Genomic DNA, 13,979 nt, shown 5'->3' on the forward strand with positions numbered 1-13,979 from the left:
AGGCATTAAGCCATTGCCGCCACATCGAGACCGCTACATGGGGCAGAAAGCCGCCGACATCGCCACCATCGGCCGCATCAGCGCGGTGCCGGCCATGCTCAAAGTCATCAGCGACATGACCGGCCTGCGGTTTGCCGCGGTTGCCCGCGTGACGGAGGACACCTGGACGGCCTGCGCGGTGCTCGACCAACTGGAATTCGGCCTCGGCGTGGGAGGCGAACTGGACCTGACCACCACCCTTTGTCACGAAATCCGTGGCTCGCACGTGTCGGCGGTGATCGATAAAGCCAGCGAAGACACGCTCTACCGTGACCATCACACCCCTCGGATCTACAGGTTCGAAAGCTACATTTCCGTTCCGGTGTTCCGCACCGACGGGCGTTTTTTCGGCACTATCTGCGCCCTGGACCCCAACCCCGCGCAACTGCGCAGCAGCACGATCCAGTCGACCATGGAGTCGTTTGCCCGCGTGCTGTCGCTGCAAATCGAAGCCGAAGAAAGCCAGCAACGCACCGAAGCCGACTTGTACGAAGAACGCGGCACCGCCGAATTGCGCGAGCAATTCATCGCCGTGCTTGGGCACGATCTGCGCAACCCGCTGTTTGCCATCAACTTCGGCGCCGAGCGGTTGCTGCGCAAGCACCCCAATCCCGCCACTGACAACATCGTGCGGCACATCCTCACCAGCGGTCGTCGCGCAGCCCAATTGGTGGAAGACGTATTGGATTTCGCACGGGGACGCATGGGCAACGGGATTCCCTTGAGCATTGGCGATTGCCAGGGCTTGCAGGCCGCGTTGCAGCACGTGGTGTCGGAGATACAAAGCGTGCACCCGCAACGCGAAATCCGAGCGGATATCGGCGATCTTCAAGGCGTCAGAGGCGACCGGGAACGGTTGGCGCAATTGCTCTCCAACCTGGTCGCCAATGCCATCCATCATGGCCGTGATGATGGCCCGGTCGAGGTCAGCGTGCAGATCGAACAAGGCCATCTCAACCTGACGGTGAAAAACCCCGGCCAGATAAGCGAACAAGCCCTGCCTAAACTCTTTCACCCCTATGCGCGGCCGGTCACCGATACGCCCCAAGCCGGGCTCGGCCTGGGGCTGTACATCGTCAAGCAGATCGCCGATGCCCATGGCGGCGAACTGAGCGTGTCCACCACCGAACAGCACGGCACGGTGTTTACCTTTCGCCTGCCTAGGGCCTGATCAGGCGCCCAAGCGCGCCGTCACCTCATTCAACTCACCCGACAAGCCCCGCAGGTTCTGGCTCGCCGCTTCGGTGCGCTGCACGTTATCCATATTGGCCGTGGCCACCGTGGTGATCTGGGTGATGTTGCGCGAGATATCCTCGGCCACCGATGTCTGTTCCTCGGCCGCCGTGGCGATCTGGCGGTTCATGTCGCGAATAGCCTCCACTGCCTGGGTGATGTGCGCCAACATGGCGCCGGCCTGGGCCACTTTTTCCACACTGGCATCGCTGCTCGACTGGCCGCTGACAATGGCCTCGGCCGCATCCACCGCACCGGTTTGCACCGCGTGAATAATCTGATTGATCTCGATGATCGACGCCGCCGTGCGTTGTGCCAGGCTGCGGACTTCATCGGCCACCACCGCAAAACCACGCCCAGCTTCGCCTGCACGCGCGGCTTCGATCGCTGCGTTAAGCGCCAGCAAGTTGGTCTGTTCGGCGATTCCACGAATCACTTCCAGCACCTTGCCGATGCGCACGCTGTCGGTTTCAAGCCGGCGGATGATGGTTCCGGTGTTGAGGATTTCGTTGCGCATCTGGCCGATGGTGGCGATGGTGACCTTCATCACTTCCCCGCCTTCACGGGCCGAACTATCCGCCTCATCGGCAGCTCTTGAGGCACTGGCTGCATGGCGCGCGACTTCCTGGGCGGTGGCCGACATTTCGGTCATGGCCGTGGCTACCTGGTCGGTTCGGTTGAATTGATCGTGGGTGCCCGTCGCCATTTGCCCGGCAATGGAGTTCAACTCGCCACTGGCGCTGACCAAATCGGTGGCACTGCGCTGCAAACGGCTGAAGGTTTCGGCAAGGAAGTCGCGCAAGGTATTGGCAGCGGCGGCAAGGTGGCCCAGTTCATCCCGGCGGCGGCTGGCAACACGCTCGGCAAAACGCCCATGGCTCAGTTGGGTCACGTAATCGATCAAGCCACGAATCGGCAGGATCAGGTTGCGGTTGATCAGGAACAGGCTCAGCACGCCAATGACGGCGCCCGACAGCAACATGATCGCCAAGCCCACCCACACGGTGCGTTCGGCATAGGCGCTGATGGCCAGGGACTGGTGGTTGCCTTGCTCACGCAGGTCGCTGACCAACGTGCTCATTTGCTCGCTGGCAGCGCGGTCGACGCCCTTCACTGCGTTGTCGCCAGCGGTCGGATCACCACCGGCAGCCATGTAGGCATCGCGCCCCATCTGGTAGGCCACGCCGAGTTGTTGATGCTCCTGGCGCAGGGTCTCGATGCGCCGACTCAAGACAGAGTCGCTGGCAGTCTGGGCGACCAATCGGCTGAGGATGCCTTGCACATCGCGCTGACGGTCCTGGAACTGGCCCCAGTATTTCTCCATGTCCTGAGGCTGTTTGCCGCGCAGCAGCACGTTTTTCCATTCCTGCACCTGCACCTTGAATTGCAGGTTGGCCTCATCGATCAACTGTGAGGTGAGCAACGGCCCTTCCAGCAAGTTGCGGTAGCTCTGAACCCCGTTAGACAGGAAGTTGAAACACGCCAACGCGATCAACAGCATCGCCAGCAGGCTGCCACCGAGCAACGACAGGATTTGTGCTCTCAGGGAGGTTCGCAAAACATTCATCGGGGAAAAGCCTCGATACAGGGGAGTAGTGCATGCACGCCATAACGTCCCTGTCATCAAAGTCACCGCCCATCCACAGCGGTTCTTGATGCCTTGAATCGGCTGGATTTGAGGCTTCTTGAACGGTTCCTGACAAGCGGTCAAATAACTGTCACCACAACGAAATAATTCGTAAAACGTCACAAAACTGTCAAATCTCCTTGCAATGATCGCCCACGCGACCTGTGAAACGTCCTACAGGCCATTTCTCTGCGAGCCTCCATGAACCACAGCATTGATCACAGCCACCAGGATTCCGATCTGTTTGGCTTGCTCTACGGTTTTCGTTTTCGCCCCGGTGAAAAAGGCGAGCAGATTGATTCGGCCACCGCGCTCAAAGCCTTGCAGCAACCCGACGACCCCGAAGAGTTCTTGTGGCTGCACCTGAACCTGGCCCACGCTGCCTGCGAACGCTGGATGCAGTCGCACCTGGACTTGCCCGCCGAGTTTTTTGAAGCCTTGCACGAAGGCTCACGCTCCACACGCATCGAACACGTCGACTCGGCTTTGCTGGCCGTGGTCAACGACGTGGTGTTCAACTTCAGCAACATGGTCTCCTCGGATATTTCCACGCTGTGGGTGTGCGCCCGCAGCCGCTTGCTGATCAGCGCGCGCCTGCAACCGCTGCACTCGGTAGACAAATTGCGCTCGTCGGTAAAGGCCGGCGAACGCTTTCGCTCTCCTCTGGAATTACTGGTGCACCTGTTGCGCGACCAAGGCGAAGTGCTGACCCAAATCGTGCGCAAGACCAGCATCAGCGTCGACCATATCGAAGACCAATTATTGTCCTCGCGCCTGTCCACCAACCGTGCCGAACTCGGCGCCGCACGCCGGGTGCTGGTGCGCCTGCAACGCCTGCTGGCGCTGGAACCGGGTTCCTTGCTGCGCCTGCTCAATCGCCCGCCGCAGTGGCTGCAGAAGGAAGACGTGAAGGAGCTGCGCAAATCCACCGAGGAGTTTGCGCTGATCATCAACGACCTGATGGCCCTGGGCGAACGCATCAAGTTGTTGCAGGAAGAGATCGCCGCCAACCTCAACGAACAAAGCAACCGCACGCTGTTCACCCTGACAGTGGTGACGGTGTTGGCATTGCCGATCAACATCATTGCCGGTTTTTTCGGCATGAACGTGGGGGGCGTGCCGCTTTCTACGGACCCGGAGGGGTTTTGGATTCTGGTGGCGTTGGTGGCTACGTTTACCCTGATCGCCGGACGCTGGGCGTTCAGGAAGCGCAAAGATTACTAAATCTGAAATGCAATCAAACTGTGTGCGGGCTTGCTCGCGAATGCGGTGCATCAGTTACGGATGTGTTGGCTGAACCACCGCATTCGCGATCAAGCCCGCTCCCACATTTAACCCGACGGTGTCCTCTCGATCAGCGGCAACCTCAATTACCCAAACACTGACTTGCGGCAGCATCTCTGTAACATTCTGCAATGAATATGAACGGCATCCTCCCCACACGGATGCTCCGGCATGGCCACCCCTTCCCTGACTGCCTCCTCACACGCAGACCCCAAACCCCGGCTAGACAAGAAAAACAACCTGGTGACGGTGATCATTTTCTTCGCCGTGCTTGCCATGGGCCTGTTGTTCACCGCCTACAGCCTGATGCACGACATGCACGAACTGGGCACGGTGGTCACCACCTGGACACCGTTCCTGCTGCTGGGTGTGGCGCTGTTGATCGCCCTGGGTTTCGAGTTCGTCAACGGCTTCCACGACACCGCCAACGCGGTGGCCACGGTGATCTACACCAATTCGCTGCCGCCGCATTTCGCGGTGGTGTGGTCGGGTTTCTTCAACTTCCTCGGCGTGCTGCTTTCCAGCGGAGCGGTGGCGTTCGGCATCATTGCCCTGCTGCCGGTCGAGCTGATCTTGCAGGTCGGTTCGTCGGCGGGTTTTGCGATGATCTTCGCCCTGCTGATCGCTGCAATCCTGTGGAACCTCGGCACCTGGTGGCTGGGTTTGCCGGCGTCGTCGTCCCACACCTTGATCGGTTCGATCATCGGCGTCGGCGTGGCCAATGCCTTGATGCACGGACGTGACGGCACCAGCGGTGTGGATTGGAGCCAGGCGATCAAGATCGGTTACGCCTTGTTGTTGTCGCCGCTGATCGGCTTTGCATTCGCCGCCATGCTGTTGCTGGCCCTGCGCGCCTTCGTCAAGAACCGCTCGCTGTACAAGGCCCCCAAAGGCGACACCCCGCCGCCATGGTGGATTCGCGGCATGTTGATTGCCACCTGCACCGGTGTGTCCTTCGCCCACGGCTCCAACGATGGGCAAAAAGGCATGGGCCTGATCATGCTGATCCTGGTGGGCACGCTGCCGATGGCCTACGCGTTGAACCGCACCATGCCGGCCGAGCAATCCTTGCAGTTTGCCGCGGTGGCGGAAGTCACCCAGGTGGCCTTGGTGAAAAGTGCGCCGCAAGCACTGACCGGTGACCCACGGCCGATCCTCTCGACCTACGTGCGCACCAAGGAAGCCACCCCGGAACTGGTACCCGCCCTCGCCGCCCTCGCAGGCCAGATTGGTGAAGAAGTCAAAGGCTACGGTTCCCTGGCCAAAGTGCCAGTGGAAGCGGTCGGCAACGTGCGTAACGACATGTACCTGACCAGCGAAACCATTCGCTTGATGGACAAGGGCAAGGTTGGCAACTTCGACGCGGATACCCAAGGCAAGCTGCAACTGTTCAAGCAACAGATCGACAGCTCAACACGCTTTATTCCGCTGTGGGTCAAGATCGCCGTGGCCATCGCCCTCGGCCTGGGCACCATGGTCGGCTGGAAGCGCATCGTGGTGACCGTCGGCGAGAAGATCGGCAAGACCCACCTCACCTACGCCCAGGGCGCCTCGGCCGAAATGGTGGCGATGCTGACCATCGGCGCGGCGGATATGTATGGGTTGCCGGTGTCGACGACCCATGTGTTGTCGTCCGGTGTGGCGGGGACCATGGTCGCCAATGGCGGTGGGTTGCAGATGAGGACGATTCGGAATCTGGCGATGGCGTGGGTGCTGACATTGCCAGCGGCGATTGTGTTGTCCGGCAGCCTGTACTGGCTGTTCACCAAACTGTTCTGACACACCACAGGGCAAAAATGTGGGAGCGGGCTTGCTCGCGAAAGCGGTGTATCAGCCACCAGATTAATTGACTGAAAGACCGCATTCGCGAGCAAGCCCGCTCCCACATTTGGATGTTTGTTTCTTCAGTTGTTGAAGAGTACAGCCATCGCCTTCAGCCGTTTTTTGTACAACCGCCGCGCCTCCAACGCCTCCTCCAAACTCACCGCCACAAACCCCGCCCGCTGGTTCGGCTGCATTTGTCCGATCAAGTCCAAATCCGCACTGATCACCGTGCCGATCATCGCGTAACCACCGCCCGACACCGCATCCCGATGCAACACAATCGGTTCCAACCCGGCCGGCACCTGGATCGAGCCAATCGGGTAACAGCTGTCGACGATGTTTGACGGATCCGACCCTGCACCGAACGGCTGCTCTCGTGGCTGGAAGCTCAACGCGCTGCCGCCCTTGAAGCGATAACCGATGCGGTCCGCCTCCGAACCGACGGTCCACGGTTCGGCAAAAAAACTGCCTTTGGCGGCGTCACTCAGGCGCTCGTAATACAGCCCCGGCACCACGCGCAAGGTCACATCGCCGCCAACCGATCGGCGCAGCGCCATGGGCAAGCTGTTGCCCGCGCGGCCTGCACCGCTGGCTTCGCCGATGGGCAACTCATCGCCTTCCTGCAAGCGCCGCCCGTTAAACCCACCGAGTGCGCCGAGGGTGTACGTCGAACGGCTGCCGAGCACCAACGGCACATCAATCCCACCGGCCACCGCCAGGTAAGTGCGCGCCCCGGCCTTGGGGAATTCAAAGCGCAGTACTTGTCCGGCACGTACCTGGAAGGCGGTGTCCTGATGCACCACTTCACCGTCCAGGCGCGGTGACATCAATGCGCCGCTGAGGGCTACCAGTGCGTCTTGTTGAAACTCCAATTCGGGGCCGATCAACGTGCACTCAAGGCCCGCTGCGCCGATGGGATTGCCTACCAGGTGGTTGGCCGCGCTCAGCGCGTATTGGTCCAGCGCCCCCGAGGGGGGAATGCCCAGGTGGTAATAACCTTCGCGGCCAAGGTCCTGCACGGAGGTGGCGAGGCCGGGTTTGAGGACCTTGATCATGCCAGCGCCTCCTGCAGGGTTTTCGGATAGCCGATGGGGTCGGCAAGAAAAGCGTCGAGGGAAAACTCCACCGGGCGGATGCGCAGGTCGAAACGTCCTGCGTCCACTTCGGCGACGGCCAGGTCATAGGCGTCGCGGTCCATGGGTTTGAACTGCACGATATCGCCGGGCCGGAAGAACACCATGTGCTCCTTGAGGTAGGCCAACTGCTGCGCCGGATCGTAGATGGGCGCCGGGGTCACGCCGAACATCTGGTAACCGCCGGCGCCGCGCACCGAGTAGATGCAGCCGAAACAGCCGCCATGGCCGAGGGTCAATTTGGGTGTGTCCGTGCGCGGGCGCAGGTACTTGGGCACCTGCAACTGCCGCTCGCGTTCGACCATCTGGAACATGAACGGCAGGCCCGCGACAAAGCCGACCATCGACACAAACCACGGCGCGCCGCTGTGGGCAGCGATAAACGCATCCACATCGGCCAGTCCATTGATGCGTGCAGCGTATTCCAGGTCGGTGCCGCTGGGGTCTTGATGACGGTCGCGAAAACGCATCAACGTCTCATGGGTCCACGGGTCGTTGTAGAGCACCGGGATTTCGATGATGCGCGTGTGCAAGGTGCGCTCGGCCACAGCCTGGGCTTCGGCGGTCTGCACCGCATCGAGCAACACGTGGGGCGCGATGCGGTCGGGGTCGAAGCGAATCTGGAACGACGCATTGGCCAGGCACACATCCAGCACGCCTTCCAGCGCCAGGCGTTCCACCGCACGGGTCACCGCCATGCCTTTGAAAAAGGCCTCCAGGGACATGCTGTCGCTGACCTCGGCAAACAGGTGTTCATCACCGCCGAAGCTGTAGCGGATGGGGGACGTTTCAGCCATGTCTGTTCCTCTTGGAATCATTGTAGAAAGGCAGGCAAAAAAGTAAGGGACCGTTTTTATTGTGGTGTTTTGACCGCGATGCCCGCTTGGTCCAACGCTTCGCGGGTGGCTTCTACCAACTCCAGGGCACCGGGGGTGTCGCTGTGCAGGCAGATGGAATCGAATTCGATGTACAGGTCTTCGCCTTCTACGGTGCGTACCAGACCCGTCTGACAAGCGCGTAGGACGCGTGCCGCCACTGTCGCCGGATCCAACGCCCGCACAGTGCGGGTAAACACGATGGAGCCGCTGAGATCGTACTCACGGTCGGCATAAAACTCGCGCACCACCGGTTGCCCCAGTTCCTTGGCCACTCGCCAGATCACCGAATTGGGCATGCAGTACAACAACAACGTAGGCTCGATGATTTGCAGGTTTTGCACCAGCAGGCGTGCGGCTTCTTCGTCGCGGGCCAGGTGCATGTAGAGCGCACCGTGGGGCTTGATGTGTTGCAGGCTAACGCCTTGGGCGCGGGCGACTTCTCGCAAGGCGCCGAGTTGGTAGAGCATGTCGTCCACCAGCTCCTGGGCCGGGGCGTTGATATGTCGACGGCCAAACCCCACCAGGTCGCGAAAGCCCGGATGGGCGCCGATGGCCACGCCCAATTGCTTGGCGCGCTCCACCGTACGGCGCATGGTGCCGGGGTCGCCCGCGTGAAAACCGGTGGCGATATTGGCCGAGCTGATGTAGGCCATCAGCTCCGAATCAACGCCATCGCCGATGGTCCAGGGGCCGAAGCCTTCGCCCATGTCCGAGTTGAAATCCACTGCCTGCATCGGGGTCGCTCCGCCTAAGTGATGGGCAAAAAGTAGGCTGCGGCTTGACCCCTTGGGAAGATCTATTATCAGATAGGGTATCTTCTGAAAATCAGATAACCCTATGTTCGGGAGCAACAGATGTCTCTGACCTTGCGCCAAGTCCGCTACTTCGTTGCCACCGCCGAAATCGGCCAGATTTCCCAGGCGGCGATTCACCTGAATATCTCCCAGTCGGCGGTCACCACCGCCATCAAGGAACTGGAAGCCATGCTCGGCGTGCAATTGTTTGTGCGTTCGGCCCAGGGCATGAACCTCACTGACGCCGGGCGGCATTTCCTCAACCGCGCCTACGTGATCCTGCGCAGCGTGGACGACGCACTCAACAGCCCACTGCCCGACTATCGCGCCAGCGGCGTACTGCGTCTGGCCGCCAGCTACACGGTGCTGGGTTACTTCCTGCCCCACCACCTGCAACGCATCGAGCACTGGCACCCGGACGTGACCATCGAGGTGTTTGAGCAGGAACGCCAGGCCATCGAGCAAGGCTTGCTGGACGGCCAGTTCGACATGGCCGTGGTGCTCACCGCCAACCTCACCCACCCGGATATCGTCTCCGAAATCCTCTTCAACTCGGAGCGCCGCCTGTGGCTGCCCAGCCATCATCCGCTGTGCGAGCGCGGTGCCGTGAGCCTGTCGGATGTGGCGCAAGAACCTTACATCCTGCTCACCGTCGATGAGGCCGAGCACAGCGCGATGCGCTATTGGGAGCAGGCTGGGCAAACCCCCCAGGTGCGTTTGCGCACCAGTTCGGTGGAGGCCGTGCGCAGCATGGTTGCCAATGGCAGTGGCGTGGCGATCCTGTCAGACCTGGTGCACCGGCCATGGTCCCTGGAGGGCAAGCGCATCGAGACGCTGACGGTGACCGACCCCGTCACGCCGATGAGCGTCGGCCTGGCCTGGCACCGCGAACGTGCGTTCACCCCGGCCATGCAAGCGGTGCGCGATTACTTCCACGACGCGTTCCTGACGCCGCAGCAGTTGTCGGCACGGCGTTAGAGCTGGGACTGCAAGAGCCCGGCCAGCCAATCCATGAACACCCGCACCCGCTGGGGTAAGTGGCGTTGGCCGGCGTATAACAAGGACACGTCCAACGGCGGCGCCGGGTAATCGGGCAACAGCGCCACCAGTTCACCGCTGGCCAATAATTCGCGAATCCCCAGCGCTGGCACCTGAGTAATGCCAAAGCCTCCCAGGCACGCGACTCGGTAGGCATCCGTGCTATTGACTGTGACCCGCCCCGCCATAGGCACGCGGTGCACCTTGTTGCCCTGCACGTATTCGAAGCCCGGCGAACGCGAGCCCAGAGGCCGTACGTAATGCACCAACTGATGGTGCGCCAGGTCGGCCAGCGTTGTAGGCACGCCGTAACGTTGCAGGTAAGCCGCGCTCGCGCAGTTGATCATCGGCATGCTGCACAGCAGCCGCGCCACCACCGTCTGGTCTGGCTGCGCGCCCACTCGCAGCACGCAATCGAACCCCTCGGCGAGCAGGTCGACCTGGCGGTCGGTGCTGCTGATTTCCAGCTCGATCAGCGGGTGGGCATCCATGAATTCGGGCAGGCGCGGCAGGATCAGTTCCCGCGCCATCACATTGGGCATGTCCACGCGAATCCGCCCGCTAAGTTGGGCTTCATCCTGGCGAAACAGCCCTTCCAGTTCTTCCATGTGCGACAGCAAATCCTTGCTGCGCTCATACAGCACGCGACCATCCTGGGTCGCCTGCACCTTGCGCGTGGTGCGTTGCAGCAGGCGCGTGCCGAGCAGTTCTTCCAGCGCCTGCACATGCTCGGACACGGTGGAGCGTGGCAACCCCAGGCTTTCGCCGGCGCCGGTAAAGCTCGACAGTTCGGTAACGCGCACGAAGGTACGCAGCAACTCTAATTTGTTCATTGGATTGTTCGCCTTATCCGGCCAGTGATTCCGGCATAGCCCTGTTTATCACGTTACAGGCGGACAAATACACTCTCTCCAACGATCACCTGAGAGGACTGCACCATGACCCGTAAAATCGCACTCATCACTGGCGCCAGCCGTGGCCTGGGCAAAAGCGCTGCCCTGCACCTGGCGGCGCAGGGCGTCGATATCATCGGCACCTACCACAGCGCTGCGGGCGAAGCCCAAGCGGTGGTCGAGCAAATCGAAGCCTTGGGTGGCCGCGCCGCCATGCTGCGCCTGGATGTGAGCCAGAGCGCAACCTTCAACGATTTCGTTGGCGAAGTCGGCAACGTTCTCAAGGATGTTTTCGCACAGGATCACTTCAACTTTCTGATCAATAACGCCGGGATTGGCGCGCATGCCAGCTTTGCCGAAACCACCGAAGAACAGTTCGACCAACTGCTGGCGATCCAATTCAAAGGCCCGTTTTTCCTGACCCAGAAGCTGTTGCCGTTGATCAGCGACGGCGGCCGCATCCTTAATATTTCCAGCGGTTTGGCGCGGTTCAGCCTGCCGGGTTATGCGGCGTATGCGGCGATGAAAGGTGCGATGGAAGTGCTCACCCGCTATCAGGCCAAAGAGTTGGGCGGGCGTGGCATCACCGTGAATATCCTTGCGCCCGGCGCCATCGAAACCGACTTCGGCGGCGGCGCCGTACGCGACAACGCCGCCCTCAACACCATGGTTGCCAACAACACCGCGCTGGGTCGCGCCGGCCTGCCGGATGACATTGGCGGGGCCATTTCCACCCTGCTGGCCGATGGCAGCAACTGGATCACTGGTCAGCGCATTGAGGCTTCGGGCGGGATGTTTCTTTGACTCGCAGCAGCTTCTCGCGCAGCACGTCATAGCCCCAGTGATACACATAGGTGTACGGCAGGAAAAACAGCAGTACGCCTATGTCGAGCATAAACGCCTGCATCAGGCTGATATTCAGCCACGCGGCGATCAGCGGCACGGCGACGATAATCAGCCCGCCTTCGAACATCAGCGCATGCAGCACCCGCGTCCCTGCGCCGCCGGACAGTTGCAGGCGCACCTTCAAGCGGTCGAACAGGCTGTTGAAAATGATGTTCCACGTCAGCGCCAGCAGGCTCAAGCCTAAGGTGACCGCGCCCATTTCCAGGGCTGGGCGGCCGGTGATCCACACCAGCAGCGGTGTACAGATCAATAGGGCCAAGCCCTCAAAACCCAGGGCTTGGCAAACACGTTCAGTAATCGACTTGGTAGGGCTCATAACCTGCGCTCGTTGAGTGAAGAGTGTTGCCATGATTACCCCTTGAACCGATACTTCATAATCAATAACCATCGATCAAGGCGATACTTATGGCCTCCAATGAAGTGCTGCAGGCGTTTGTGCAGGCGGCCACCCAGGGTTCGTTTTCGGCGGCTGCGCGCAAGCTGGGCAAGAGCCAGTCCACCGTCAGCGCGGCAGTGGCGAGCCTGGAGATTGACCTGGATGTGGTGCTGTTCGACCGCAGCAGCCGCAAGCCGACGTTGACGCCTGCGGGCCACGTATTGCTGCAACGTGCCGAGCAGGTCCTGGACGCCAGCAGCCGCCTGGAACTCACGGCGAGCCAATTGTCCCAGGGCCTGGAGCCGAAGCTGACCATCGCCATGTCCGATACCTACCAGTCCGACCGCTTCGAAATCGCGCTGAAAGTCTTTGAGCAGCGCTATCCCGACCTTGAGTTGGAATGCCTGATCGCTGAATGCGAAGACCTGATCGACCTGGTGCAAAGTGGCCGCGCGCACATCGCATTCATCGAAAAACAGGAGGTTTACCCGCCCGACCTCACGGGGGCGCCGGTGGAAGAACGCACGGAAATTGCGTTATTCGTTTCTCCCGGACACCCATTGGCCACGCAGGAAAATATCTCCGCCGATACCCTGCGGCAACACCGTGAACTGCGCCTGGCCAGCATCATCAACCCCACTGAAATCCGCGCCAGCGGGCGTGTATGGTCGGCGCCCAGTTACCTGATGCTGATGGAAATGGCCCAGTTGGGGTTTGGCTGGACGCCGCTACCGCGCTGGCTGGTGGAGCGCTTTGATCGCGGGCAATTGGTGGAGCTCAAGGCGCGCAGTTGGCCGCGCTTTGTAGCGGTGGATGCGCTGTGGTCGCGGCATCACCCGCCGGGGCCGGCGGGGAGTTGGTTGCTGGGCAAGATGCTCGAATGATGAACGCTCACCTGAAGACAATTAAGATCCAAATGTGGGAGCGGGCTTGCTCGCGAATGCGCTGGATCAGTCAATTTATCTGTGACTGACACACCGCATTCGCGAGCAAGCCCGCTCCCACATTGGACTTCCTTTGGCTTTAGAGTGGGGTCAGGCCGCTGAAAGCTGCGGCGGTCGGTGGTTCTGGAAGTACTCGTGCAAGGCACGCAACGCCGGTAGCTCCAAGGCTTGCGCAGCAAAGCACAACCCCACCCGCCGGGTCGGCGCCGGCAAGTGCCACTCCCGAATCACCACCCCGGCGCGCTCCACCGCCAGCGATTGCGGCAACATGGCCACGCCCACACCGGCCGCCACCATATGCAACGCTTGGGTCAACGACCCGGCATGCCCGGCCACCGCTTGCGGCGAGCGGCCGTAGAGCGCCATCAAGCGTTGATGGGAATCGTGTTGCGGGCAGGTGATCCAGTCTTCAATCGGCGCCCAGGCTTGCTCGTGGCCCGCCTTGGCCATCGGATGGCTGGCTGGTAACGCCATCACGTAGGACTCTTCCCAAAGCGGCAGGAATAGCTCGTCCTCGCAGCACATTTCCTCCACCGCCAAGCGACCCTCGCCTTCGCAGCCTTCCTGCAACGTCAGCAGCAACCCGGGCAAGCCCTGGTGCGCCATACGCAGGAAGGTTTCGATCTGGCTGTCGGCAATATCGCCTTCCACACCCAGCTCCAAGGCAACCCGATTTTCGCGCCCGCGAAACAGGCGGCTCAACGCATCGGTTTCGGCCACCATGCGCCGTGCCTGGGGATACAGCACCCGCGCTTCGCCGCTCACCTCCACCCCCCGGGGCTGACGCACGAACAGCGCCACGCCCAGCTCGTCTTCCAGTTGCTTGATGGTCACCGACAAGGTCGGCTGGCTGATAAACAAACGCTGGGCGGCTGCGGTGATATTGCGTTCTTCGAACACCGCGAGAAATGCCTTGAGGTGGCGAACATCCATAGCTTTATCCGATAGCAGACAGAGGAATAAGGCATTTTTCAGCCTCGTCGACGCTAAATATACTGCGCCCACGCTTT

13 protein-coding genes and 1 pseudogene are annotated in these 13,979 nt (G+C 61.1%); 6 read left to right on the plus strand and 8 right to left on the minus strand.

The window, feature by feature from the left end; genetic code table 11:
- Nucleotides 1-37 precede the first annotated feature (37 nt).
- Nucleotides 38-1,210, plus strand: a complete 1,173-nt coding sequence (locus HF257_RS20060; protein WP_185707880.1) for a sensor histidine kinase — start codon at nt 38-40, stop codon at nt 1,208-1,210.
- Here HF257_RS20060 and HF257_RS33610 read toward each other — a convergent pair whose 3' ends face one another.
- A complete protein-coding gene (locus HF257_RS33610) occupies nt 1,211-1,978 on the minus strand; it encodes a methyl-accepting chemotaxis protein (protein ID WP_408635723.1) in 768 nt (255 codons plus the stop codon).
- A 165-nt stretch (nt 1,979-2,143) separates the two neighbouring features.
- Nucleotides 2,144-2,896, minus strand: a pseudogene (locus HF257_RS33615) (methyl-accepting chemotaxis protein); the annotation flags it as partial.
- Between the two features lie 204 nt (nt 2,897-3,100).
- Between HF257_RS33615 and HF257_RS20070 the strand changes: the two are divergent.
- Nucleotides 3,101-4,123 (plus strand): transporter, encoded by a 1,023-nt coding sequence (locus HF257_RS20070; protein WP_185707882.1) that lies wholly within the window; start codon nt 3,101-3,103, stop codon nt 4,121-4,123.
- Nucleotides 4,124-4,354: 231 nt separating this feature from the next.
- Nucleotides 4,355-5,962, plus strand: a complete 1,608-nt coding sequence (locus HF257_RS20075) for an inorganic phosphate transporter (protein WP_185707883.1) — start codon at nt 4,355-4,357, stop codon at nt 5,960-5,962.
- 125 nt (nt 5,963-6,087) lie between these two features.
- On the opposite strand, the gene HF257_RS20080 is transcribed toward HF257_RS20075, so the two are convergent.
- Genes HF257_RS20080 through HF257_RS20090 form a run of 3 tightly spaced genes read right to left on the minus strand, consistent with a single transcriptional unit; the run spans nt 6,088 to nt 8,752 of the window.
- Nucleotides 6,088-7,062 (minus strand): 5-oxoprolinase subunit C family protein, encoded by a 975-nt coding sequence (locus HF257_RS20080; RefSeq protein ID WP_185707884.1) that lies wholly within the window; start codon nt 7,060-7,062, stop codon nt 6,088-6,090.
- Nucleotides 7,059-7,937 carry a 5-oxoprolinase subunit B family protein gene (locus HF257_RS20085; RefSeq protein ID WP_185707885.1) on the minus strand — a complete coding sequence of 293 codons (879 nt, stop codon included), beginning with the start codon at nt 7,935-7,937 and terminating at the stop codon, nt 7,059-7,061. The genes HF257_RS20080 and HF257_RS20085 overlap by 4 nt, the downstream gene beginning before the upstream one ends.
- 56 nt (nt 7,938-7,993) lie before the next feature.
- Nucleotides 7,994-8,752, minus strand: a complete 759-nt coding sequence (locus tag HF257_RS20090) for a 5-oxoprolinase subunit PxpA (protein WP_185707886.1) — start codon at nt 8,750-8,752, stop codon at nt 7,994-7,996.
- 120 nt (nt 8,753-8,872) lie between these two features.
- Here HF257_RS20090 and HF257_RS20095 point away from each other — a divergent pair, with 120 nt between their 5' ends.
- A complete protein-coding gene (locus HF257_RS20095) occupies nt 8,873-9,790 on the plus strand; it encodes a LysR family transcriptional regulator (protein ID WP_185707887.1) in 918 nt (305 codons plus the stop codon).
- Here the strand turns inward: HF257_RS20095 and HF257_RS20100 are convergent.
- Complete coding sequence (locus HF257_RS20100) at nt 9,787-10,683, minus strand: LysR family transcriptional regulator (RefSeq protein ID WP_185707889.1); 897 nt, start codon at nt 10,681-10,683, stop codon at nt 9,787-9,789. The two genes, HF257_RS20095 and HF257_RS20100, sit on opposite strands and share 4 nt — an antisense overlap.
- A gap of 105 nt (nt 10,684-10,788) precedes the next feature.
- Here HF257_RS20100 and HF257_RS20105 point away from each other — a divergent pair, with 105 nt between their 5' ends.
- The gene (locus tag HF257_RS20105) at nt 10,789-11,547 is read left to right on the plus strand and encodes an SDR family NAD(P)-dependent oxidoreductase (protein ID WP_185707891.1); all 759 of its coding nucleotides are present in this window, start codon (nt 10,789-10,791) and stop codon (nt 11,545-11,547) included.
- Here HF257_RS20105 and HF257_RS20110 read toward each other — a convergent pair.
- Nucleotides 11,504-11,965, minus strand: coding sequence for a multidrug/biocide efflux PACE transporter (locus HF257_RS20110; RefSeq protein WP_185707893.1), 462 nt, complete (start codon nt 11,963-11,965; stop codon nt 11,504-11,506). The two genes, HF257_RS20105 and HF257_RS20110, sit on opposite strands and share 44 nt — an antisense overlap.
- 89 nt (nt 11,966-12,054) lie before the next feature.
- Between HF257_RS20110 and HF257_RS20115 the strand changes: the two genes are divergently transcribed.
- A complete protein-coding gene (locus HF257_RS20115; protein ID WP_185707894.1) occupies nt 12,055-12,909 on the plus strand; it encodes a LysR family transcriptional regulator in 855 nt (284 codons plus the stop codon).
- A gap of 150 nt (nt 12,910-13,059) precedes the next feature.
- On the opposite strand, the gene HF257_RS20120 is transcribed toward HF257_RS20115, so the two are convergent.
- The gene (locus HF257_RS20120) at nt 13,060-13,902 is read right to left on the minus strand and encodes a LysR family transcriptional regulator (RefSeq protein WP_185707896.1); all 843 of its coding nucleotides are present in this window, start codon (nt 13,900-13,902) and stop codon (nt 13,060-13,062) included.
- Between the last annotated feature and the right edge of the window lie 77 nt (nt 13,903-13,979).

It is taken from the genome of Pseudomonas cremoris, assembly GCF_014230465.1.

Bases quoted from the DNA above. Each gene is read 5' to 3' on its own strand.
- HF257_RS20060 (WP_185707880.1), top strand. From the start codon at position 38: ATGGGGCAGAAAGCCGCCGACATCGCCACCATCGGCCGCATCAGCGCG.
- HF257_RS33610 (WP_408635723.1), bottom strand. From the start codon at position 1,978: ATGGCGACGGGCACCCACGATCAATTCAACCGAACCGACCAGGTAGCC.
- HF257_RS20070 (WP_185707882.1), top strand. From the start codon at position 3,101: ATGAACCACAGCATTGATCACAGCCACCAGGATTCCGATCTGTTTGGC.
- HF257_RS20075 (WP_185707883.1), top strand. From the start codon at position 4,355: ATGGCCACCCCTTCCCTGACTGCCTCCTCACACGCAGACCCCAAACCC.
- HF257_RS20080 (WP_185707884.1), bottom strand. From the start codon at position 7,062: ATGATCAAGGTCCTCAAACCCGGCCTCGCCACCTCCGTGCAGGACCTT.
- HF257_RS20085 (WP_185707885.1), bottom strand. From the start codon at position 7,937: ATGGCTGAAACGTCCCCCATCCGCTACAGCTTCGGCGGTGATGAACAC.
- HF257_RS20090 (WP_185707886.1), bottom strand. From the start codon at position 8,752: ATGCAGGCAGTGGATTTCAACTCGGACATGGGCGAAGGCTTCGGCCCC.
- HF257_RS20095 (WP_185707887.1), top strand. From the start codon at position 8,873: ATGTCTCTGACCTTGCGCCAAGTCCGCTACTTCGTTGCCACCGCCGAA.
- HF257_RS20100 (WP_185707889.1), bottom strand. From the start codon at position 10,683: ATGAACAAATTAGAGTTGCTGCGTACCTTCGTGCGCGTTACCGAACTG.
- HF257_RS20105 (WP_185707891.1), top strand. From the start codon at position 10,789: ATGACCCGTAAAATCGCACTCATCACTGGCGCCAGCCGTGGCCTGGGC.
- HF257_RS20110 (WP_185707893.1), bottom strand. From the start codon at position 11,965: ATGAGCCCTACCAAGTCGATTACTGAACGTGTTTGCCAAGCCCTGGGT.
- HF257_RS20115 (WP_185707894.1), top strand. From the start codon at position 12,055: ATGGCCTCCAATGAAGTGCTGCAGGCGTTTGTGCAGGCGGCCACCCAG.
- HF257_RS20120 (WP_185707896.1), bottom strand. From the start codon at position 13,902: ATGGATGTTCGCCACCTCAAGGCATTTCTCGCGGTGTTCGAAGAACGC.